This window comes from Mesorhizobium koreense (genome assembly GCF_031656215.1).
GTDB classification, from domain to species: domain Bacteria; phylum Pseudomonadota; class Alphaproteobacteria; order Rhizobiales; family Rhizobiaceae; genus Mesorhizobium_L; species Mesorhizobium_L koreense.
In genome coordinates, this window is record NZ_CP134228.1 from 4,476,532 (window position 1) to 4,496,848 (window position 20,317).

A 20,317-nucleotide genomic window follows, 5' to 3' on the forward strand; every position below is an offset into this window, starting at 1 on the left:
TTCCTAGTGGTTGTTGATATCGCCAAAATATGTTTTTCCGATTTCGTCTTTAGCTAATTTGCCATCTGCGAAATCTACTCTTCTTATTATTCCCGTTTCCAGAATATATGCGCTGTCGCACAGCTCTAGTGCGTCAGCAGATCTTTGTTCCACTAACAGGATCGTAATGTTGCTTTCCCGATGAATTTTGGATACCGCATCGAAGATGGAATCCGCCACGGCCGGAGCCAGCCCCATCGACGGCTCGTCCAGCATCAGCAGCGTAGGAACGGCAACCAGGCCGCGGCCGATGGCCAGCATCTGCTGCTGCCCTCCCGACAGGGTTCCTCCCAGTTCGTTTCGCTTTTCATAGAGGGGCGGGAACAGGCTCCACACCGCATCCAGGGAATCCTTCCATGCCGCACGGGCCTTCGGTGTATTCGCGGCAACGACCAGATTGTCCTCGACGGAGAGCGTCGCGAATATGAGCCGCCCCTCGGGAATATGCGCTATGCCATGGTGCGGACGCCTGCTGGCTTCGATCGCGAGCAGTTCCTCCCCGTCCCATCTGATCGTACCGTGATCCGGCTTCACAGATCCGGATATGCATTTCAGAAGGGTGGTCTTGCCAGCGCCATTCGGGCCTATGATCGAGGTAAATTCCCCCATTCCGATGGTCAAGGAAACGCTGTGAAGCGCCTTGAGGCCGCTATAGGATGCGGAGATCTCGTTTATCTCAAGCATTTTCCGACCACTTCTCACCAAGGTATGCTTTTATTACGCTGGGATTTTTGACGACTTCTCGCGGCTTTCCGGAGATAATTGTCTTTCCGTGGTCGATAACAGTAAAAGCATCGGATATTCTGAGCATCGAGTCCATCGTATGCTCAATGATCACGATGGTGATTCCATTGTCGCGAAGGGAAAGGAGAAGCGCCTCGATTTTCACCGCTTCGGCCTTGCCGATACCGGCGAAAACCTCGTCCATGAGAAACAGTCTGGGGCGGCCGGCCAGCCCTCGGGCGATTTCGAGCAGCCTGACTTCATAGGTCGATAAGGCCCCCGCGGCCTCCTGCGATCTCTGGAGAAGACCGACCGTGGCAAGCGCCGCACGGCTTGTGTGCAACGACTCCGCATCGTTGAGGGAACCGGCGTAGGCGCCGATCTGAACATTCTCCAGAACGGACATCCTTGGGAAAATACGAGGCACCTGAAAGGTCCGGGCTACGCCGGCCCGCGCCACCTCATGCGGCTTCATGCCAATCATCGGAATACCGTGGACGAGCGCACGCCCCGCCGACGGGTGGATAAAGCCGCTCAAGATATTGAAGAGCGTGGTCTTGCCGGCGCCGTTGGGGCCGACGATGCAATGGATCGTTCCTTTCTTCACCTTGAGCGAAACTGCGCTCAACGCCTTCACGCCGCCGAAGGAATGCGCCAGATCGAAAACCTCGAGCACCGTTGCATCGGCTTTTTCCGAATCTGCAGAATGATGGAATGTCTCCTCGCCCGGCCTGTCGAAGATCGTCATTTCAGCCGCGGATTCTTCGAAGGTCTCGACACCGGCATCGCTGGCCGGGCCGCGTCGGGCATGGAAGAGGTCCCTCACCTTCCAATAGATCCCTTCCGGCGCGGCGAGAACGATGACAATGAGAGCAAGTCCGTAAACCAACCCCGATATGCCCGGCAGCCGATCGCCGAAGGTTGCGTTCAGCCATTCGGCGGAAGGCACGAGAACTCCTGCACCGATTATCGGCCCCCACGGGCTGCCAACGCCCCCAAACAGGGGGAGCACTACGGCTTGGGCCGAAACCATGAAACCGAATGAATTCTCTGTCGTCATGACCCCCAGCACGAGGCCGTAGAGACTACCTGCGACGGCAGCGATAGCGGCGCTGAGGGTGTTGGCTATCAGTTTGCACCGCCATACATCGATCCCGCTGGAAGCGGCGGCGGATTCGGACTCCCGGATGGAACGAAGACAATGTCCCAATCTGGAAGAATGGATCCGCATGCTGATGAGGAAGGCTACGGCCAGCACGGCCGAAGAGAGCACGATATAGTGTATCGGTTGGGAAAACCGCAGGTTCCACCAGGCGCTCTCTCCGAAAGGTAGAAATATCTCCCTGTAGCCAAGCCACGTGACGACGCTCATCGTGACCAGTGGATAGGCAAGCATCGCCAGGCTGAAATAGGCGCCGGTGAGGCGAAGGGTCGGCAGGCCGATGATTAGTGAAGCCACCACCGCCAGAATGATCCCCGCCACAATAGCGACGGGCGGCGGAAGGCCGAACGTGCTTACGCCAATTCCGAGCGAGTAGGCACCAATCCCCCAGTAGATCGCGTGCCCGAATGAAATCAATCCGGTATACCCACAGAAAACATTCCAGGAGATTGCCAGGATAGACCAGATAATTATATAGCAGATCAGAAGCTTGCTGTAGTCGCTTACGGACAAGCCGATCACGATAGGTACTGCGAACAGGAGTAATAGAACGACTGTTCGGCGATAGAGATTGCTGAAGCCCGTCATCTCATTCGCTCCTATACATATTTCTTACCGAAGAGACCCTGCGGGCGGAAAAACAGTATGAGCAGGAAGAGCAGGAAAACCCCAGCATCCTGGAGTTCCATGGGCATCACCAGCGTCCAGAGTTGCTGCACCACCCCCACGATTAGCCCGCCGAAGAACGCTCCGGTCGTGCTTCCCAGGCCACCGAGCACCACGGCGACAAACATGATCACGATGAAGTTGAGGCCGATATACGGAGTAAACGGGTAGTAGGTGGCGACCAGACCACCTGCGATCGCGGTGAGCCCGACGCCAATGCCGAAAGCACGTGCATGCGCCTTGTGTGGGTCAAGGCCCATATAGACGGCGGCCTGCGGATTGTCGGCGCAGGCGCGCAGGATCTTGCCGGCGCGAAATCGACTCATAAAGACGTAAAATCCCGCAGTCAGGACGATCGAGACGCCGAACGCGATTGCCAGCGCCCTGTTCACGATGATTGGCCCGATCTTCCAGATATCCGCGGAGAGAGATGTGTGGAGGGTGAAGGCCGTCGGCCCGAAAGCCATGAGCGCGGCATTCTGCAGTATGAGCGAGATGCCCAAGGTGATCAGCAATTGGGCATCTTGCCCCCCGCTGCTGGTTCCAGAGACGTGTCGCAGAAGGACCCTGTAGACTAGGATACCCACGATATACATCACCGGCCCCGCCAGCATCGCAGCAACCAGGGGACCTACAAAATCGGCAAAGACCGAAACCCCCAGCGCAGCGGTCACGAAATACGTGAAGTACATAGCGAGCATCATGAACTCGCCCTGAGCGAAGTTGATAATCCTCATCACCCCGAGGATCAGCGACAGCCCGATGCTGACCAGGGCGTAGACTCCCCCGATCAGCAACCCTGCGACGAGGGTCTGGACGAAGTTGAGCATCTTGCAGGTCCGATCGGCTTCAGCGCGTTGGCCATTTCGGGTCGGCTTCAGCGGCCTGCGGCGGATAGATCGTATAAGGCTTGCCGTTCAGCCACTCGAATGCCGTGATGGTCGGCGAGGCGATCTTTCCGGTCTCATCGAAGTGCACGGCTCCGGTGGGCAGCGCCGCCGCGGCCGGGCCGTCCTTCAGATCCATCTCATGCAGGGCCTTGGTGATGACGCTGCGGTCGGCCGAGCCTGCGGCCTCGATGGCTTCCTTGAGGATCCAGGTACCCGAATAGCCAGCCAGCGCGGGCTCGGGCATCCAGTTTTCCCCCGTCGCCTGCTTGAACTTTTCGACCACCGCCTTTTGCTTGGCGCCAGGCCATATGCCCGCCGTGCTGATAAGACCTTCCAGCGCATCCGTTTTGATGGCGCCGGCCACACCAGGCATCCCGAGCGTTGCGGCCTGTGCTGTGATCGGAAGCTTGATATCGTACTGATTGAGTGCCTCCAGTACCCGCTTCACGTCCGGCAACGCGGTGATGAACAGGAATACGAGATCGGCGTCCGACGAGCGCACCTTGAGCGCGATCGGGGTGGCGTCCGAGAGGGGAGGCGTATAAGCCGCGTCCACCGAAACGGTGATGCCCAGCTTTTCGAAGCCGCCATCCAGCATGGGCTTGAAAAAATCCTGCGACGCGGCCGTGTTGTCGCGGATGATCGCGAGCTTCGAGGGCGTCTTCCCAGTGGCGGCCTTGGCGATCTTGGTCAGGATCGGGAATGTCTCCCCGGCAATGGTTTTTGAATCGGGGACGATCTGAAAGACATGCTTGAGCCCCCGTTCGGTTATCGAGGTCGCGTAGGATTGGGTGACCCAAGGCAGCCCGGCCTGCTCCGTCGCGGTAGTCGCGGCAAGCGTCATTGAACTCAAAATGGCACCCATCCCGGCGGAGAGGTCGGGATAGTCGGAAATCAGGCGCTGCGTCGCGTTCTTTGCGGATTCGGGGCTACCGCCGGCATCCGCGACTACGACCTCGATCTTCTTGCCGCCGAGCGACTTGATGCCCCCCGCGGCATTTATTTCTTCCGCCGCGATCTTTGCGCCTTCGCGCGCCATCTGGCCCAGATCGGCCCAGGGGCCTGTCAACGGAATCACCTGGGCGATACGAACCGTTTCCCCGGCCATAGCGCCGAAGGAAAAAGTCACCGCCAACCCGATAGCCGCCAACGCAGCTTTATAACCAGTTCTCATATTCTCCTCCCGTTATTTTCTGGCAATGCGACGTGTTCAGATGTGACTGCTCTTCGTGTGCACCGTGCGCATTCTGAAGGTGTGATCCCTGATCTCCTCCGCCGCGCGCATCAGCGCCGGGGCAAAACCAAGCGCGCGCTCCATATCGAAGCGGTAGGTCGGGCCCGTGATGCAGATGGCGGCTGTCAAACGCGTGTCGAACGCAACCGGCACCGCGATCGACGTCACCTCGCCGCGCCATTCGCCATCGCTGGTGGCGAACCCGTCGGAACGGGTTTTCTCGATTATCCGCAGCAAAGCGGATGGATCCGTAACAGTAGCTGGCGCGAAAGTGGTCAAAGGCTCACCAAGCACACGGGAGATTTCCAGTTCCGATTGCGCTGCCAGGAGTACCTTTCCGGATGCAGTGCAGTGGGACGGGGCCCGCGACCCCAAAAGCGCATATGCCTGGACGGGATTCTCGCTTTCCGCCTTCCCGATATAAAGAACCTCTCCGTGGTCGTAGACCGCGAGGTAACAGCTTTCGGCGCTTCTATCCCTTAATTGCCTGAGCCACTTGTCGCATATCTCCGGCAGTTTGTTCGCAGAGGCGAACTTCACGCCGATTTCCCACAGGCGTGTGCCCACCGAATAGCGCGAGGTTTCTTCGTCTTTCTCCAGGAACAATCTGCTTTCGAGATTCGCGAGGATCGCGTGAGCTGCCGCTTTGCTCATTTTGAGCCTGCGCGCCAAATCCGAAACCGACCAGACGGAATTCTCGAAGGCAAACGCTTCCAGAATGTCGACGACCCGGTTGGCCGAATTCAATTTTCTCTTTGGTTCACTTTCCATCTGTTCACCTACTGCGAACACCGTTCGCTAAATTACATGCGACAGCCGGGTAGTGTCAAGTCCGGTCGGCGGGGTGCGCGGAATGTTTCATGGCTTCGGGCTGTCGGTAGATGCGTCGTACCGTTCGTCATCAGCCGCTAGGCGCAAGTTTTACATTGCATTCGCTAGGCGAAATATTGTTCAATCAATTTATTCGGTAGGAGCCGCGTTTGAATTCGGCTCGAGGTTTTTCCGGCACGACCGAAAGACATGGAACGCGATGGACGAAGAAAAGAACGGCGAGTATGTCGAGGCGCTGGCGCGTGGGCTGGCGGTGATCGAAGCCTTCGACGACCAGACCCCGGAAATGACGCTCACCGAACTGGCGCGCAAGGTGGACATGTCGCCGGCCACCGTTCGGCGCAACCTGCATACGCTCGAGGCCCTGGGTTTCGTGCGGCGCAACAACAAGCATTTCCTGCTGGCGCCGCGCATCCTGACGCTCGGTTCCGCCTATCTGAAGGCCGTCCGGGTCGATGAAGCGATCATGCCCGAACTCTACCGCGTGACCGAATTGTTCGGCGATGCCGCCAATGTCGGCGTGCTCGACGGGCCGAACGTGCTCTACATCGCCCACCTGTCGGAAGCGCGCGCGTCGCGCCGCATGGCCAGCATCGGCGTGACCTATCCGGCCTATGCGACGTCGATGGGCCGGGTGCTCTTGGCCTACCTGCCGGCAGAGGAACTTGACGGCTATTTCCATAAGGTCGAGCCGCACAGGCTTACCGACGTGACGGTCACCGACATCGAGGCGCTGCGCGGCATCCTGACCGAGGTGCGTTCGAACGGCTATTCGATCACCGTAGACCAGCTCGACTACGGCATCACCGCGCTCGCGGTGCCGATCAAGGACAGCGCGGGTCGCGTGGTCGCCGCCATCAACACTTCCGGCTATTCGCCCCGGCTGAAGCCGAGCGACCTGCTCGAACAGCGGCTGGCCGAAATGCAGATCGCGGCAGCCCGCATCTCCGCCCTCTTGATGCGCTACCCAGCCTTGCTCCACTCGCTCATCCCCCACTGATTTTCTCCCACGCATCTGCTGCTTCCGCTCCACAGCGCATCGCCCGAGATCGAAATCGGATGGTTCGCCACGGCTTTTGGCCTCGCATCGGGAAATCGCGGACGGCGCCCTAAGAGCGCTTGACAAGTCCCGCCCGTCGCGTTCATAGTGCGAAAATAAATTCGCTAGACGAAAAACTAGCAGAATGAGAGAACAGACCGTTCCATTCGGGGATGCCGGTTCCGGCACCGGAGAATGGGCGCAGTCAGGGAGGATGACTTGCGGTGAGGAGGAGTTTGCACGTCGCCGTGCTGGTCGGCAGCGCAAGGCCCGGTTCGCTGAACCGGAGTCTGGCCAGGGCGTTGACGCGCCTGGCGGACGCCGAGTTCTCCTTCGCCTTCTGCCGCATTGATGACCTGCCTCTGTTCGACCAGGACATGCTGGCAGCCGGCTTCCCGCCCCCGGTCGCCCGGTTCTTCGACGAAATCCAGGCGGCCGACGGCGTGCTCATCGTCACGCCCGAGCACAACCGGTCGATCACCGCGCTTCTGAAGAACGCGCTCGACTGGCTGTCGCGGCCGGCCGGCGCCAATGCGTGGACGGCCAAGCCGGTGGCGATTGCCGGCGCGTCTGCCGGGCGGTTGGGCACAGTTGCGGCACAGCAGCATCTGCGCGCCATCCTCGGCTATCTCGACATGCCGACCATGGGCCAGCCCGAAGTCTACCTCTATCTCACGCCCGGCCTTATCTCCCCGGAAGGCGAGATCGCCGACGCGACGACGCAAGCCTTCCTGCAAGGCTACATGCGGAAATTCCATCGCTGGGTGCGCCAGCATGTCGATACGACGGCGCCCGCTCACGCCTAGACCGCAGAAAAGAGAAGAAGAATGAAGATCGGCAAACAGGACGCCCCGTTCCAGTCTATCTGCACCTCCAACCCCGAAACCATCGTCGTGCGCGGTCATGACCTGGTCGGCGAACTGGTGGGGACGGTATCCTTCACGGACCACATCTGGTTGCTGGTCGCCGGCACGATGCCGACCGACACGCAGCGCGCGATGCTCGACGCCACGCTGGTGGCCATTTCCGAGCATGGCCTGGTGCCGAGCGTGCAAGCGGCGCGCATGACGCTGGCCGCCGCGCCCGAGGCGCTGCAAGGCGCCGTCGCCGCCGGCCTGCTCGGCTGCGGTTCGGTGATCCTCGGCGCCGCGGAAGCGGCCGGGCTGCTGCTGCAGGCGGTCGTCGAGGAAAACGACGCCGCTGAAGGCGGCTTCGAGGCCGCGGCCTCATTCGTCGTCGAGCGCTACCGTGCACAAGGGCGTGCCATCCCCGGCTTCGGCCACCCGCTGCACAAGGGCAGCGACCCACGCGCCGAACGGCTGATCGCGGTCGCCGGCCAGCTCGGCCTTTCGGGCGGCTACACAAAGGCGGCGCAGGCGGTGGAAGGCTGCCTGCCCGGCATCGTCGGCAAGCCGCTGGTGATGAACGTGTCCGGCGCCATCCCCTGCACGCTGCTCGATGCCGGCTTTCCGCTCAAGGCGCTCAAGGGCGTGCCGCTGATCGCGCGCACCGCCAGCCTCGTCGCGCACCTGCTCGAAGAACAGACGCGCTCGATCGGCTTCATCCTGTCGCACGGCGCTGCCAGGGCCATAAGCTATGACGGACCGGCCCCGGCCGGCTTCGTCGCCAACGAGAACTGAACAGTCGGGGCATTTCATGACACGGGTACTGGACGGAATCCGCATCGTCGAACAGGGCACTTTCATCACCGGGCCGTGCTCGGCGATGATGCTCGCCGATCTCGGCGCCGACGTCATCAAGGTCGAGGCCAAGGGCAACGGCGACCCCTACCGAAGCTTCAAGAAAGGCTTCTACAGCGCGCATTTCCAGGCCTATAATCGCAACAAGCGCGCCATCGGACTGGACCTCAAGGACAAGACCGACCGCGACGTCTTCTACGCGCTGGTGGCGCAGTCGGACGTCTATATCCAGAACTTCCGGCCGGGTGCCGCCGCACGCATCGGCGCCGACTACGAGACGCTCTCCGGCATCAACCCGAAGCTGATCTACTGCTCGATCAGCGGCTTCGGGCCGGACGGCCCCTATGCGCAGCGGCCGGTCTACGATTCTGTCGCGCAGGCAGTCAGCGGCTTCCTGAGCGTCGCGATCGACCCCGAACAGCCGCGCTTCATCGGGCCGGCGCTGGCCGACGCGATCACCGGCATCTACGCCGCGCTCGGCATCTCGGCCGCCCTTCTGGAACGCGCCCGCACCGGCAAGGGCAAGCGCATCGACATTTCCATGCTGGAAGCGATGACGCATTTCGCGGTCGAGCCGTTCATGGGCTATTTCGCGCTCGGCGAGGAACCGAGCGGCGTCGACCGGCCGCGCCTGGCGCAGGCCTACATCATGCGCTGCCGCGACGGGAAGCTGTTCGCCTTCCATCTGTCGTCCATCGAAAAATTCTGGGACGCATTGGTAGAGGCGGTAGAAACGCCCAGCCTGAAGACCGACCCGCGCTTTGCCACGCGTCTTGCCCGCATCGACAATTACGATGCTCTGAACGCCGCGCTCAACGCCATCTTCGCCACGTGCGAGCGCAGCGAATGGGCCGAGCGCTTCTCCCGGTTCGACGTGCCCTTCGCGCCGATCAATTCCATATCCGACGCGGTGTCGGACCCGCAGGCGCTGCACATGGGCATGTTCGTGCCAGTCGAGGGCCGCATCGAGGGCGCGCATCGCTCGGTGCGGCCGGCCCATACGTTCGACGGCGTGCGCGCCGACACCGTGGTCGCGGCCCCGGTCGTCGACCAGCATGGCGAGGCGATCCGCGCCGCGTTGGCCAGGGCGCCGGACGCCTGGCCGCAAAGGCAAGCAGAAACGCTGCCGTCCGCGCAACTGGCCTAGCCGGCGCGACGCAGACAGGGAGGAGGAAACCTTATGGCAAAGCTGGCAGCGGTGCTCGCCACCACGCACCACCCGTTCTATCTCAAGGCCACCACCGCGCCGGCCGACCAGCAGATTCCGGAAGCGCCCGAGTGGAAGCGCAAGGTGGAAGCCTACCGAGAGACACTGACCAGGGCGGAGCCGGAAATCCTGGTGATGGTCGGCGCCGACCATTTCCACCAGTTCTTCCTCGACAACTACCCGCAGTTCCTGATCGGCAAGGCGCCGCGCTACGACGCAACCTTCTACAACGAGGAGCGCGAGTTCGGCATTCCGAAATACGTGCTGGAGGGTCACGAGGACCTGTCGCGCTTCATGCACAGGGGGCTGCTCGACCGCGGCTTCGATTTCGCCTTTTCCGACGAGCTGAAGCTCGACCACTCCATCATCTGCCCGATCATCACCACACGCCCGCAGGCGGACCTGCCGGTGGTGCCGATCTACACCAACATCTTCGCGCCGCCCCTGCCCTCGCCCAAACGCTTCTGGGACCTCGGCCGCGCCATCCGCGAAATCATCGACGAATATCCTTCCGACAAGCGCATCGCCGCCATCGGCAGCGGCCACCTGTCGCTGGAACTCGGCGGACCGCGCCAGTTCCGCGAGACGGGACCGGACCCGGAGTTCGACCGCCAGGCGATCGAATGGCTTTCCACCGGCAATATCGAGGCCATCTTAGCCAACGTCACCCATGAGAGCATGGCCAGAAGCGGCAACGCCACGCACGGCTTCATGGACCTGATCCTGATGATGGGCATCGCCGGCCCGATCAAGGCCGTCTACGCCGACAGCCTCAGCCTTTTTCACACGATGGAAGCCTACATCACCTGGTATCCGGAAGGAGCCACGCAATGAGCAGGTATTACGTCAACAAGTTCCTCTTCACCGTCGATCGCGACCCGGAACTTCTGCGCCGCTACAAGGAAGATCCACGCGCGCTGGTGACCAGCTGGGAGCAAGCAATCGGGCCGCAACTCAACAGCGTCGAGTTCTCCACGGTCAACGGCTTCACCGACGCCGAGCGCGAGGCGCTCATCAACCATGACATCGTCGCGCTGTTCGAGATGGGCGCGCACTTCTTCCTGTCGCTCACCATCTTCATCGCCATCTACGATCAGGACTGGACGGCGAAATACGGCCCGCTCTCTTTCCAGCGCGACTTCGCCAAGCGCCTCGCCCATTGGGAGGGTCGCGACTATCCGCCGGTCGGCGAATAGCCGTACCGGAAAGAATAACCCCAAATCGGCGTTTAGCGAAAAAAAATTCGTTGAACGAAAAGTGGAAAGCAGTATGATGGTTATAATGGGAGGAGACTGTCGCCGGCAGACAAGCGTACCCGCTTGTGCGCCACGGCCATGCTCTTCCCGTTGCCAGACGGGAGGATGAAGGCCGATGGAAAGCGAAAGACTGCGGATTTCCGATCTACACTGCGGCTACGTCACGCCGGAGCGCGGGTTCGTGCCAGCCGTCGGCGGAATCGACCTCTCGCTGAAGAGCGACGAGTTCGTGTCGATCATCGGCCCCAGCGGCTGCGGCAAATCCACCCTGTTCAACGTCATTGCCGGCCTGCTTGCGCCCAATTCGGGTGAAGTCGCCCTCGACGGCAGGAAGATCGTCGGCCAACCCGGCCACGTCGCCTACATGATGCAGCGCGACCTGCTTCTGCCCTGGCGCACCGTGCTCGACAATGTCGTGCTCGGCCCCGAGCTTGCGGGGCGTTCGATGCCGGAGGCGCGCAACCGCGCCCTGGCGCTGCTGCGCCGCTTCGGGCTGGAAGGCTATGAGAACTCCTATCCCTCGGCGCTGTCGGGCGGCATGCGCCAGCGCGCGGCACTCCTGCGCACCATCGTGTGCGACCGCTCCGTCGTGCTGCTCGACGAACCGTTCGGCGCGCTCGATGCACTGACCAGGGCCACGATGCACGAATGGCTGCTCGGCATCCAGCGCGAGTTCCGCCAGACCATGATCCTGATCACCCACGACCCGGATGAAGCCGTCTACCTGTCGGACCGCGTCTATGTCGCCACGCCGCGGCCGATGCGCTTTGCAGGCATCGTGCCCGTCGACCTGCCTTACGAGCGCACCAGCGACGTCAACCTGACACCGGAATTCGCGCGCCACAAGAGAGAGGTCCTCGCCCTGCTTCGCGGAGACGCCGAAGCCTCGACGGCCCTGCACTGAACCGCCAGGCAACCGCTTCCGGAGCCCAATAGAAAGCCCCGCCATGACAACCCGAACCGCAAGGTCCCCTTCCGCGCTTTCCCGCCTCGGCGATGCGGCATTGCCGCTCGGCATCATGTTCTCGCTGCTTTTGGTATGGGAGGCGGCCGTCCATCTCCTCGGCGTCAAGGCCTATGTGCTGCCGGCGCCGAGCGCCATCTTCGGCGAACTGGTGACGAGCGGCACCAAGGTGATCCTGCCGCAGCTCAAGGCCACGCTGTTCGAGACGCTCGCCGGCTACGCGCTGGCGGTCGCCATGGCGGCGGTGCTCAGCGTGCTGATCCTCTATTCCTCGGCGTTCCGGCGCGGCGTGCTGCCGCTCGTCGTCGCCTCGCAGACCGTGCCCGTCATCACCATGGCGCCGGTGCTGGTCATCTGGTTCGGCTACAACAGCCTGCCGCGCATCATCATCACGGCAATCGTCGCCTTCTTCCCGCTCACCATCGCCACCGTCACGGGACTGCGCAGCCTGGAGCCGCAATTCGTGGACTTCTTCCGCTCGCTGAACGCAACGCCGGCGCAGATCTTCTTCAAGCTCCGGCTGCCGGTGGCGCTGCCGAGCATCTTCGGCGGGCTCAAGGTCGCCGCCACGCTGGCCGTGATCGGCGCCACCATCTCCGAATGGGTCGGCGCCAGCCAGGGCATCGGCTACCTGATCGCGCAGGATACCGCGCAACTCAACACCACCAGGGTCTTTGCCTCGCTCACCGTGCTCGGCATTTCCGGCATGGCCCTGTTCGGCCTGGTCGGCCTCATCGAGCGGCTGAGCATGCCATGGCTCCATAAGCGGCCATCGCTTGCCTGGCTGCGCGCCGCCCGCGCGAACGGGCCGACAACAGGGGCGTTTTTCCGCTCCCAGCTATGACGGACACCGCCCGTCTTCCACCCGACGCCGGGCGGCGCATCAAGGAAACCGGCGAAAACCATAACGCGACGCTGAGAGCGTCCAATCACAGGGGAAGGACATCATGATCGCCTTGCAGAAACTGAAACCGCTGGCTTGCGCCGCCCTCGCGACACTGACCTCTACACTGGCGCTCTCCAGCCCAGCGCTGTCGGCCGAACTCACCAAGTTCCGCTATGCGCTCATCTCCAACCCCGGCATCTGGGACGCCGCGGTAATCAACGCGATGGAGCACAAGTTCTTCGCCGACGAGGGCCTGGAGGTCGAACTGATCTCCCCCAACTCGCCGGCTGACGGGCTGAAGCTGGTGGCGTCCGGCGGCGCCGAGCTTGCGACGGCGCATTCGACCGATGTCATCATCGCGCGCAGCAAGGACCTGCCGGTCGTATCGATCGCCACCAACCACCAGATGGGCACCACCGGCGTGCTGGTTCCGGCCGAATCCGGAGTCAAGAGCCTGAAGGACCTGGAAGGCAAGAATGTCGGCGTCACCGGCATTCCGTTCAACAAGGTGATGCTGGAGCACAGCCTCAAGACGGCAGGCGCCGACCTTTCCAAAGTCAACATCGTGACCGTCGGCTTCACGCAGATGCCGCTGCTGCTTTCCAAGCGCATCGATGCGCTGGGCGACGCCATCAGCTGGGACGAGCCGCCGATCTACAACGTGCAGATCAAGAAGCCGGCCGACGATACCTCGACCTACACCTACTTCACCTTCACCGACTACGGCGTGCCGCGCTTCTACACCTTCGGGCTGGTCGGCGAGGAAGAGGCGCTGAGGAAGAATCCTGACCTCTATCGCGCATTCCTGCGCGCCTGGCGCAAGGGCGTCGAATGGATGATCGCCAACCCGGCCGAGGCGGCCGACGGGGTCATCAAGCAGGTGCCCTCCATCTCCAAGGAGGAAGGCGTGGTCGCGCTCAAGGAAATCGCAAGGGTTTCGGTGAGCCCGGAGACGGAAGCCAACGGCATCGGCTGGCAGGATACCGGCGTTTGGGAGAAACAGGAGAAGTTCATGCTAGAGAACGGTCTGATCTCGGCCGACATCGATGTCAGCAAAGCCGTCACGAACGACTACCTGAAATAGCTCCCGGCCCGCGGTGCCAGCCTTCTGGCACGGCCGGGCGGCCCTCAAGGCACCCGGCCGTGCCCCTTTCCCGCGTAAGCAAGGCGCGGGCATTCACCTGACGAGGATTTATCGATGTCGAGCATCATCCAGCAGCCAAAAGGCAGCTATCTCATCCGCGGCGGCGCGGTCATCACCGTGGACCGCGCAATCGGAACCCTGCCGAAAGCGGACGTGCTGGTTCGCGACGGCCGCATCGAGAAGATCGCCGACGGCATAGAGGCCGAGGGCATGGAGGTGATCGACGCTGCCGACATGATCGTGATGCCGGGCCTGATCGATACCCACTATCATATGTGGAGCACGCTTGGCCGCAACTTCGTGTCGGACGGCGGCTATGAATATTTCCAGGCGAAATGGGCGACGGCAGCGCTGTACGACGCCGACGACTTCTATCGCAGCGTCCGGCTTGGCCTTGCGGAACTCGCCAATTCCGGCGTGACCACCGTACACAACTGGTCGCACAACAACCGTTCGCCCGCCCACGTCGACGCCGAACTGAAGGCCCACCAGGGTTCCGGCCTCCGGGCGCGCTACGCCATGGGCCATATCGACAAGATGCCGGTCGATCAGGTCAACCGCTACGAGGACTTGCCGCGCGTGCGGGAAGAATGGTTCGCCGATCCCTCGCGCTTGCAGGGCCTTGTGCATCTCGGCGTCAACCTGCGCGGGGCGATCCAGAGCAACGTCGAGGTCTTCTACCAAGAAATGGAGACGATGCTGAAGCTCGGGCTTCCGGTGGCGATCCATGCCAGCCAGGCGGAGCCCAATTCGGACGATGCCGCCGACTACGAGCGGCGCGGCTTCCTCGGCCCGAACTTCCTGTTCTGCCACTACATCACCGCCACCGACAGCGACCGAGAAGCGATGGCGCGCACAGGCACGCCGCTCAGCTTCGCGACGCTTTCGGAACTGCGCCTCGGCGAAACCGGCGATGCGCGCCGCGCGCTCCTGAAGATGCGCGAGGCCGGCATATCGGTTTCGCTGTCGAGCGACGCAAGCTCGCTGGTGCCGCCCAACATGCTGGAGAGCATGCGCGTGACCTGGAACATGGGCGTGCCGTGGCAGGGGACGGACACCGCCCACCTTGCGCCTATCGGCCTTAGCGAAATCATCGAGATGGCGACCATCAACGGGGCGAAAGCCCTCGGCCTCGGCAGTGTCACCGGTTCACTGACGCCGGGCAAGCAGGCCGACATCATCCTGATCCGCGCCAACGATCTCAATACGGCACCCATGGCCAACATCGAGACGACCGTGGTGATGGGCGCGACCGCGGCCAATGTCGATACCGTGATGGTAGACGGGCGTATCCTCAAGCGCGCCGGCAAGCTGGTCGATTGCGATGTCGCCGAGGTGGTCGGACAGGCCAAGCGTTCGGCGATGCGCATCCGCACTGCCGCGGGCGGCATCCTGGCGCCGCAATGCGCCGGCTGCGCCGGCAACGCCGTGTTCCACGCCACCGCCTGCTGAACCATCTGCGCCCGGCATGGCCGGCCCGTGGGAAGAGGGAGAATCCGATGAGCATTCTCGAACAGATCGTCATGTGGTCGCTTGCCGCGATCTTCGCCGGCTCGGCCGGCCTCAACCTGGCCGGTCCGGAATTCGTGCGGGAAGAATTCGAGAAATGGCACTACCCGTCCTGGCTGCGCCTTGCCGTCGCCGCTATGGAATTCACCGCTGCGGCCCTGCTTCTGGCGACGGCCACGCGGGCCTACGGCGCCATGCTGGCCCTCCTGATCCTCGCCGCCGTGGTCTTTTCGATGGCCAGGACCCAGGAGTGGCTGCGCATGCAATTTCCGCTGCTGATGGGAGCGCTGTGCGTCGGGCTGCTGGTCTGAATGAGGCCCGACGCTCCCGCAGGCAGCACCCACGGCCAACCCATGGCCATGGCTCCAGCACTGCTTCCGGTCCAAGGCTTCCGGACAGCAACATACCTAATTGCTGCCGTTGAAGGTTGGAGTCGCATTTCCTGAAGCGGCCCGGCGGCTTTCTTGCGCTCGCCGCGTGTTGCATAGGTGTCCGTTTCGCCTGCGTAATCGGCTTTGCGCATTGAGCCTTGGCAGCAGCTAAGATGCGGTCCCCGCCGCCCGCTTCCAGTTTACAGCCTCATGGCGCACACGCCCGAGGCTGACGACGGCGGCAAGGCCGGCGAAGGCGGCAGCCAGCACCAGCGCGACTTCCGGCGCCGAGGCGAGCGGAGCGACCCCGAAGATGACGGCCATCGCAATGGCGCCGAGGGTCTGTCCGGTCAGCCGTGCGGTGCCTTGCATAGCGCCGGCGGCGCCGCTGCGCGCCTTGGGTGCCGACAAGAGCAGGATGCGGTTGTTCGGGGTCTGGAACAGACCGAAACCAAGGCCAGCGATCACCGCGCCGATGACGAAGGTCACCCCACTGGGATCGGCCGGCAGCAGACCGACGCTCGCGAGGCCAATGGCCAGCAAGACGCCGCCAGCGGCGCAGAGCCAGGCCGTCTTCATCCGATCGGCCAACCGCCCGGAGATGGGCGCGATTAACGCCACCGCCGCCGGCCAGGGCATCATGTAGAGCCCCGCCTCCGTCGCCGTCATGCCAAGCCTGTGCTGGAGGTAGAAAGGCAAGGCGATCAGGCCCAGCATCTGGCCGGCGAAGCAGCAGACCGAGGCGATGACGGAGACCCGGAACGCCGGAACAGCGAGAAGGTCGAGCGGCACAAGCGGCGCTGCACTTCGGCGCTCGATCCGCAACAACGCCAAGAGGCAGACAACCGACCCAGCGATCAGCAGGCCACCCGATACCGGGGTCTGCGCGATGCGGTCGGCACCGAGGAAGAACAGGACAAACATCAGGGTATTGGCAACCAGCGCCCTGCCATCAAGCCGGCGTGTCACGCCCTCCGCCCGAGCCAGAACAGTACCGGATGCCAGCACGAGGATACCGAGCGGGATATTGACGGCGAAGAGCCAGGGCCAAGACGTCACCGCGAGGATCGCGCCGGCAATACCTGGCCCGGCGGCCGAGGCGATAGCGATCGTCATCGCGTTGACGCCGATGATCGTGCCGAGGAGACGCTGCGGCACCGAAAGCCGCAAATTCATGATGCCCAATGCCATTATCGCGCCGCCGCCGAGACCTTGCACGAACCGCGCGGCCACCAGCATGTGCAGGGTGCTGGAGAAGGCGCAGGCAGCCGAAGCCAGGGTGAAGAGCGCGACGCCCGCGAGAAAGACCCGCCGGGGGCCCATCATCTCGCCGATGACGCCACAGGGCAACAGCGCCACCAGGACCGCGAGTTGGTAACTCGAAACGACCCAGACGGTATCGCTCGGGCGGGCATGCAACGAGGCGGCAATCGAGGGAAGCGCGATATTGGCGATGGCGCTGTCAAGCACCACGAGCACCAACGTCAGGAGCAGGACGGCTATGGCGAGGTGACGGCGTGGTGCTGGCAGGCCGTCGGCATGGGCTTCGAGTATCATCTGCGACATGGGAGCTTTCCTTTGTGACTCCGTCCTGATATGCCGCTCCCCGGAATTGCACCAGGCGCAACAAACTCAAATGACCATTGCGTAAAACGCCATGTATGACGTCGACCTGAACCTGCTCGCCGCTCTAGATGTCCTGCTTCAGGAGCGCAGTGTGACACGGGCCGCGCACAGGCTCCGGCTCAGCACGTCCGCGATGAGTCGCTCGCTGTCGCGGATAAGGGAGGCGCTCGGCGATCCGGTCTTGGTGCCGGCCGGGCGCGCGATGGTGCTCACGCCCCATGCCGAGGCGATCGCGGAGCAGGTCCACGCGCTGTCGTCCGGGGCGCAGGCGGTGTTGCAGCCGCCGCCGCCGGTCGACCCAAGGCACATGGAGCGCGAGTTCACCATCCGCGCCAACGAGGCCTTTACGCAGCTCTATGCCGCAAAGCTGAGCGCGGCAGTGTCCGCCGTGGCACCCGGCGTGCGGCTGCGCTTCGTGCCGAAGCCTGACAAGGATATCGGTCCCCTGCGGGACGGCACGGTCGATCTCGAGATTGGGGTGATCTCCGGCGACGGCGGCGAACTTCGCGCCCAGACCCTCTACCGCGATACCTATATCGGCATCGCTCGGGCCGGCCATCCGATATTCGATGCGCCGATCACGCCGAAACGCCTGTGCACCTGGGGGCATGTGGTGTTCGCGAGGCGGCGGGGCCGATCCAGCCCTGCAGACGAGGCGCTGGCCACCCTCGGGCTCTCACGACGGGTGAATGTCGTCGTCCCGGGGTTTCCCGCGGTGATCGCAGTGGCGTCGGCCTCCGATCTCCTGGGCCTGGTCCCTCGCTCTGCCTGCCTGGCACTCCCAGGCTACGAGATAGCGCTTTTCGAACTACCGATTCGGATGCCTGAGCTCATCGTATCGCAGATCTGGCACCCGCGGATCGATGCCGACGCAGGCCACCGCTGGCTTCGAGCGATGGTGTTCGAAGCGTTCCGCGACGGGCCCTAACGGGCGGCGCTAACGACGATAAGCGCCGGGCGAAGCCGTAAGAGGGCTTCATCCATTAAAGAAGGAACTGGCGCTCCAGCCTCTCGAGCAGCGATGTCAGCCGGTCCGCCTCGGCCTGCACCGCTTCCCGGTCGCCGATATCGGAACGTGCCGCGGGGGGTGTCACGGAAACCTCGACAAGATTCCTCGTCTCGTTAGGGTCATGGTGGAGATCGTACAGTTCCCACTCCTGGGCCGCCTGTCCCGCGGGATCGAAATATCGGGCCAGTTTGTAACGCGCCGTACGCACGCAGCGTATGTGATTGGGCTGCCTGACCGCGCCGGGGGTCATCGCCACGGGATCTTTGCCGTCTATGCCCTCGCGGACGGCATCGACCGTCAGCGTATAAATACCAAAGTCCTTATATGCCTTACGTTGGTGGGGATCCGATGTCGCCGGCAAGGGCGCGGTGATTTCATCATCGGTGATGAAAAGGACGCCTTCTCGCGCGCTTCCATCGGGCCCGATCACCATATCATCCTGCCATTCCCCATTGATGAGCGGGGTCAGGTCGATCCCCGGCAGTGGCGGCACGGGGCGTTTTTCCGCAAGCCGGTCATGGATCTCCGTCCGCTCGGCCGCATCGACGCCCGCCAATCCGAGCACGGTCGGCAGAATGTCGATATGGCTTGTGACTGCGTTGACCTGACGCAGAATGGTGTCTTGCACTGACTCCGACGCGCCATCCGAAGCCGCCAGTCGGGGGTCGCGTATCACGACCGGTACATGCAGGGCCTCTGCATAGGCCGAGTGCCATTTCTCCATCATCATGCCGTGTGCGCCGGCATACTCGCCGTGATCGGTCAGGAAGATCACGACCGTATTATCGGCCTGGCCCGAATCCTCGAGCGTCTTCAGCACGGCTTCGATCTGCCTGTCCACCACCGCGTGCAGCCAGCCGTAGAGCTGGAGGAACAACCGGCAGTTCAAATCCGGGTTGTCGGTCAGCCGGAACGGAATGCAGCTTTGCAGGGTGGCTTTTACTGCAAGGGCGGCGATCTCATCCGAATCGCCGCCGGCTCTCTCGGCGACGCTCAATCCGGTTTTGGCAGCGAGCGCCAGTCCCATCTTATAGGCGTATTCGTGCTGGCAGCCGGGCTTGCCCTCCAACGTTTCGTCCTGGGTCGGGGCCGGTTTCGCACAATTCTGGGGGAAGCCCAGAGGATTGAGCGGTATCTGCGCTGTGCCACCGGCCGGCGGAGGCATCACGTCCTTTGAACCGGGAACGGCCAGAGGGCCGAAGATCGATTGCGTCGTCCGCTCAAGGGTCCGGCCATCGGGAAGTTCCACCGGTTGCGACGCTTCGCCGGCAGGCAGGGCCTGGGCGATAACGGCCGGATAGGTCGCGATATCGTGAGGATTGGCGAAGGATACCACGGCGAACCATGGCTTGGCATCCGCCGGATCCGGACGCGCCCCGCCCGGATCGCGCTCCACATCCAGCGCATAATCGCGAGTATAGTCGAGACCCAAGGCCTTGCGGCGAATGAAAGTGCACGCCAGATCAGAAAAACCCGCGTCACGGTACATCCCGAGGTCATTGGGCAACGGCCCGTGTGGTTCGGGGTAGGATTTCTCCCAATCGTCAAAACCGTAGCGTTGGAGGGAGTGGTCCGGCGGATTGCTCACATGCCATTTGCCGAAATAATGCGTCGTGTACCCCGCTTCGCGCATCCATGAACCAAGGGTCGGGATCCCGTCCGGCTCAAGCCAGGGAAATGTCGCGGAATCGCCGCTCTTGAACAGCCCGCCGGTTTGCGTAACGCCTGTGCGCGTACCGTACTGCCCCGTGTAGATCGCCGCGCGGCTGGGGGTGCAAGCGCTCGCGGCAATCGTATGGTTTCGCAGCACGACCGCATCCTTGCGCAGGCGTCGCAGGCCGGGAAAAAACCGCGCATAGGGGTTACTGTCGTCCACCTCGCCCTGAAAGCCAAGGATCGCCTTCAGGCCTGGAGCGAAGCCGCCGTCCGGGCCGTAGGAAAAGCGTGGAAAGCGGTACTGGTCGCACGTGATGAGCAAGATGTTCGGGCGGCGGGAAGCGGTCCTGTCTGCAGTCATGAGGTCCTCCGGAAGACAAACGGCCTGTAGCCTCTGAAAGCACG

The 20,317-nt window shown here is 62.8% G+C and carries 19 protein-coding genes; 12 read left to right on the forward strand and 7 right to left on the reverse strand.

What is annotated here, in order from left to right; all coding sequences use genetic code 11:
- Window positions 1-3: 3 nt before the first annotated feature.
- From RBH77_RS21405 to RBH77_RS21425, 5 genes are read right to left on the reverse strand one after another with little or no spacing between them, the layout of a single operon-like run.
- Window positions 4-723: an ABC transporter ATP-binding protein gene (locus RBH77_RS21405; RefSeq protein WP_311029582.1), complete on the reverse strand. Its 720-nt coding sequence runs from the start codon at window positions 721-723 to the stop codon at window positions 4-6.
- Window positions 716-2,512 carry a branched-chain amino acid ABC transporter ATP-binding protein/permease gene (locus tag RBH77_RS21410; RefSeq protein ID WP_311029583.1) on the reverse strand — a complete coding sequence of 599 codons (1,797 nt, stop codon included), beginning with the start codon at window positions 2,510-2,512 and terminating at the stop codon, window positions 716-718. Before RBH77_RS21410 ends, RBH77_RS21405 begins: the two co-directional genes overlap by 8 nt.
- A gap of 11 nt (window positions 2,513-2,523) precedes the next feature.
- On the reverse strand, window positions 2,524-3,420 hold the full coding sequence (locus tag RBH77_RS21415) for a branched-chain amino acid ABC transporter permease (protein ID WP_311029584.1): 897 nt from the start codon (window positions 3,418-3,420) through the stop codon (window positions 2,524-2,526).
- A 19-nt stretch (window positions 3,421-3,439) separates the two neighbouring features.
- Window positions 3,440-4,654 carry an ABC transporter substrate-binding protein gene (locus RBH77_RS21420; RefSeq protein WP_311029585.1) on the reverse strand — a complete coding sequence of 405 codons (1,215 nt, stop codon included), beginning with the start codon at window positions 4,652-4,654 and terminating at the stop codon, window positions 3,440-3,442.
- 36 nt (window positions 4,655-4,690) lie between these two features.
- Window positions 4,691-5,485: an IclR family transcriptional regulator gene (locus RBH77_RS21425; RefSeq protein ID WP_311029586.1), complete on the reverse strand. Its 795-nt coding sequence runs from the start codon at window positions 5,483-5,485 to the stop codon at window positions 4,691-4,693.
- 259 nt (window positions 5,486-5,744) lie between these two features.
- Here RBH77_RS21425 and RBH77_RS21430 point away from each other — a divergent pair, with 259 nt between their 5' ends.
- From RBH77_RS21430 to RBH77_RS21480, 11 genes are all read left to right on the forward strand, one after another.
- Window positions 5,745-6,545 (forward strand): IclR family transcriptional regulator domain-containing protein, encoded by an 801-nt coding sequence (locus tag RBH77_RS21430; protein ID WP_311029587.1) that lies wholly within the window; start codon window positions 5,745-5,747, stop codon window positions 6,543-6,545.
- Between the two features lie 263 nt (window positions 6,546-6,808).
- The gene (locus RBH77_RS21435) at window positions 6,809-7,390 is read left to right on the forward strand and encodes an NADPH-dependent FMN reductase (RefSeq protein ID WP_311029588.1); all 582 of its coding nucleotides are present in this window, start codon (window positions 6,809-6,811) and stop codon (window positions 7,388-7,390) included.
- A 21-nt stretch (window positions 7,391-7,411) separates the two neighbouring features.
- A complete protein-coding gene (locus RBH77_RS21440) occupies window positions 7,412-8,224 on the forward strand; it encodes a citryl-CoA lyase (protein WP_311029589.1) in 813 nt (270 codons plus the stop codon).
- A gap of 16 nt (window positions 8,225-8,240) precedes the next feature.
- Window positions 8,241-9,431, forward strand: a complete 1,191-nt coding sequence (locus RBH77_RS21445) for a CaiB/BaiF CoA transferase family protein (RefSeq protein ID WP_311029590.1) — start codon at window positions 8,241-8,243, stop codon at window positions 9,429-9,431.
- A gap of 33 nt (window positions 9,432-9,464) precedes the next feature.
- Window positions 9,465-10,325 carry a DODA-type extradiol aromatic ring-opening family dioxygenase gene (locus tag RBH77_RS21450; RefSeq protein WP_311029591.1) on the forward strand — a complete coding sequence of 287 codons (861 nt, stop codon included), beginning with the start codon at window positions 9,465-9,467 and terminating at the stop codon, window positions 10,323-10,325.
- Window positions 10,322-10,687, forward strand: a complete 366-nt coding sequence (locus tag RBH77_RS21455; protein ID WP_311029592.1) for a hypothetical protein — start codon at window positions 10,322-10,324, stop codon at window positions 10,685-10,687. The genes RBH77_RS21450 and RBH77_RS21455 overlap by 4 nt, the downstream gene beginning before the upstream one ends.
- A gap of 175 nt (window positions 10,688-10,862) precedes the next feature.
- Window positions 10,863-11,651 carry an ABC transporter ATP-binding protein gene (locus RBH77_RS21460; protein ID WP_311029593.1) on the forward strand — a complete coding sequence of 263 codons (789 nt, stop codon included), beginning with the start codon at window positions 10,863-10,865 and terminating at the stop codon, window positions 11,649-11,651.
- Window positions 11,652-11,694: 43 nt separating this feature from the next.
- Window positions 11,695-12,555, forward strand: a complete 861-nt coding sequence (locus RBH77_RS21465; RefSeq protein WP_311029594.1) for an ABC transporter permease — start codon at window positions 11,695-11,697, stop codon at window positions 12,553-12,555.
- Window positions 12,556-12,658: 103 nt separating this feature from the next.
- Complete coding sequence (locus tag RBH77_RS21470) at window positions 12,659-13,681, forward strand: ABC transporter substrate-binding protein (protein WP_311029595.1); 1,023 nt, start codon at window positions 12,659-12,661, stop codon at window positions 13,679-13,681.
- Window positions 13,682-13,795: 114 nt separating this feature from the next.
- Window positions 13,796-15,193 (forward strand): amidohydrolase family protein, encoded by a 1,398-nt coding sequence (locus tag RBH77_RS21475; protein ID WP_311029596.1) that lies wholly within the window; start codon window positions 13,796-13,798, stop codon window positions 15,191-15,193.
- A gap of 47 nt (window positions 15,194-15,240) precedes the next feature.
- On the forward strand, window positions 15,241-15,561 hold the full coding sequence (locus tag RBH77_RS21480) for a DoxX family protein (protein ID WP_311029597.1): 321 nt from the start codon (window positions 15,241-15,243) through the stop codon (window positions 15,559-15,561).
- A gap of 228 nt (window positions 15,562-15,789) precedes the next feature.
- Here the strand turns inward: RBH77_RS21480 and RBH77_RS21485 are convergent, their stop codons facing one another.
- On the reverse strand, window positions 15,790-17,178 hold the full coding sequence (locus RBH77_RS21485) for an MFS transporter (protein WP_311032641.1): 1,389 nt from the start codon (window positions 17,176-17,178) through the stop codon (window positions 15,790-15,792).
- A gap of 100 nt (window positions 17,179-17,278) precedes the next feature.
- Here RBH77_RS21485 and RBH77_RS21490 point away from each other — a divergent pair, with 100 nt between their 5' ends.
- On the forward strand, window positions 17,279-18,175 hold the full coding sequence (locus RBH77_RS21490; protein WP_311029598.1) for a LysR family transcriptional regulator: 897 nt from the start codon (window positions 17,279-17,281) through the stop codon (window positions 18,173-18,175).
- Between the two features lie 55 nt (window positions 18,176-18,230).
- Here the strand turns inward: RBH77_RS21490 and RBH77_RS21495 are convergent, their stop codons facing one another.
- A complete protein-coding gene (locus RBH77_RS21495; RefSeq protein ID WP_311029599.1) occupies window positions 18,231-20,273 on the reverse strand; it encodes a sulfatase-like hydrolase/transferase in 2,043 nt (680 codons plus the stop codon).
- Between the last annotated feature and the right edge of the window lie 44 nt (window positions 20,274-20,317).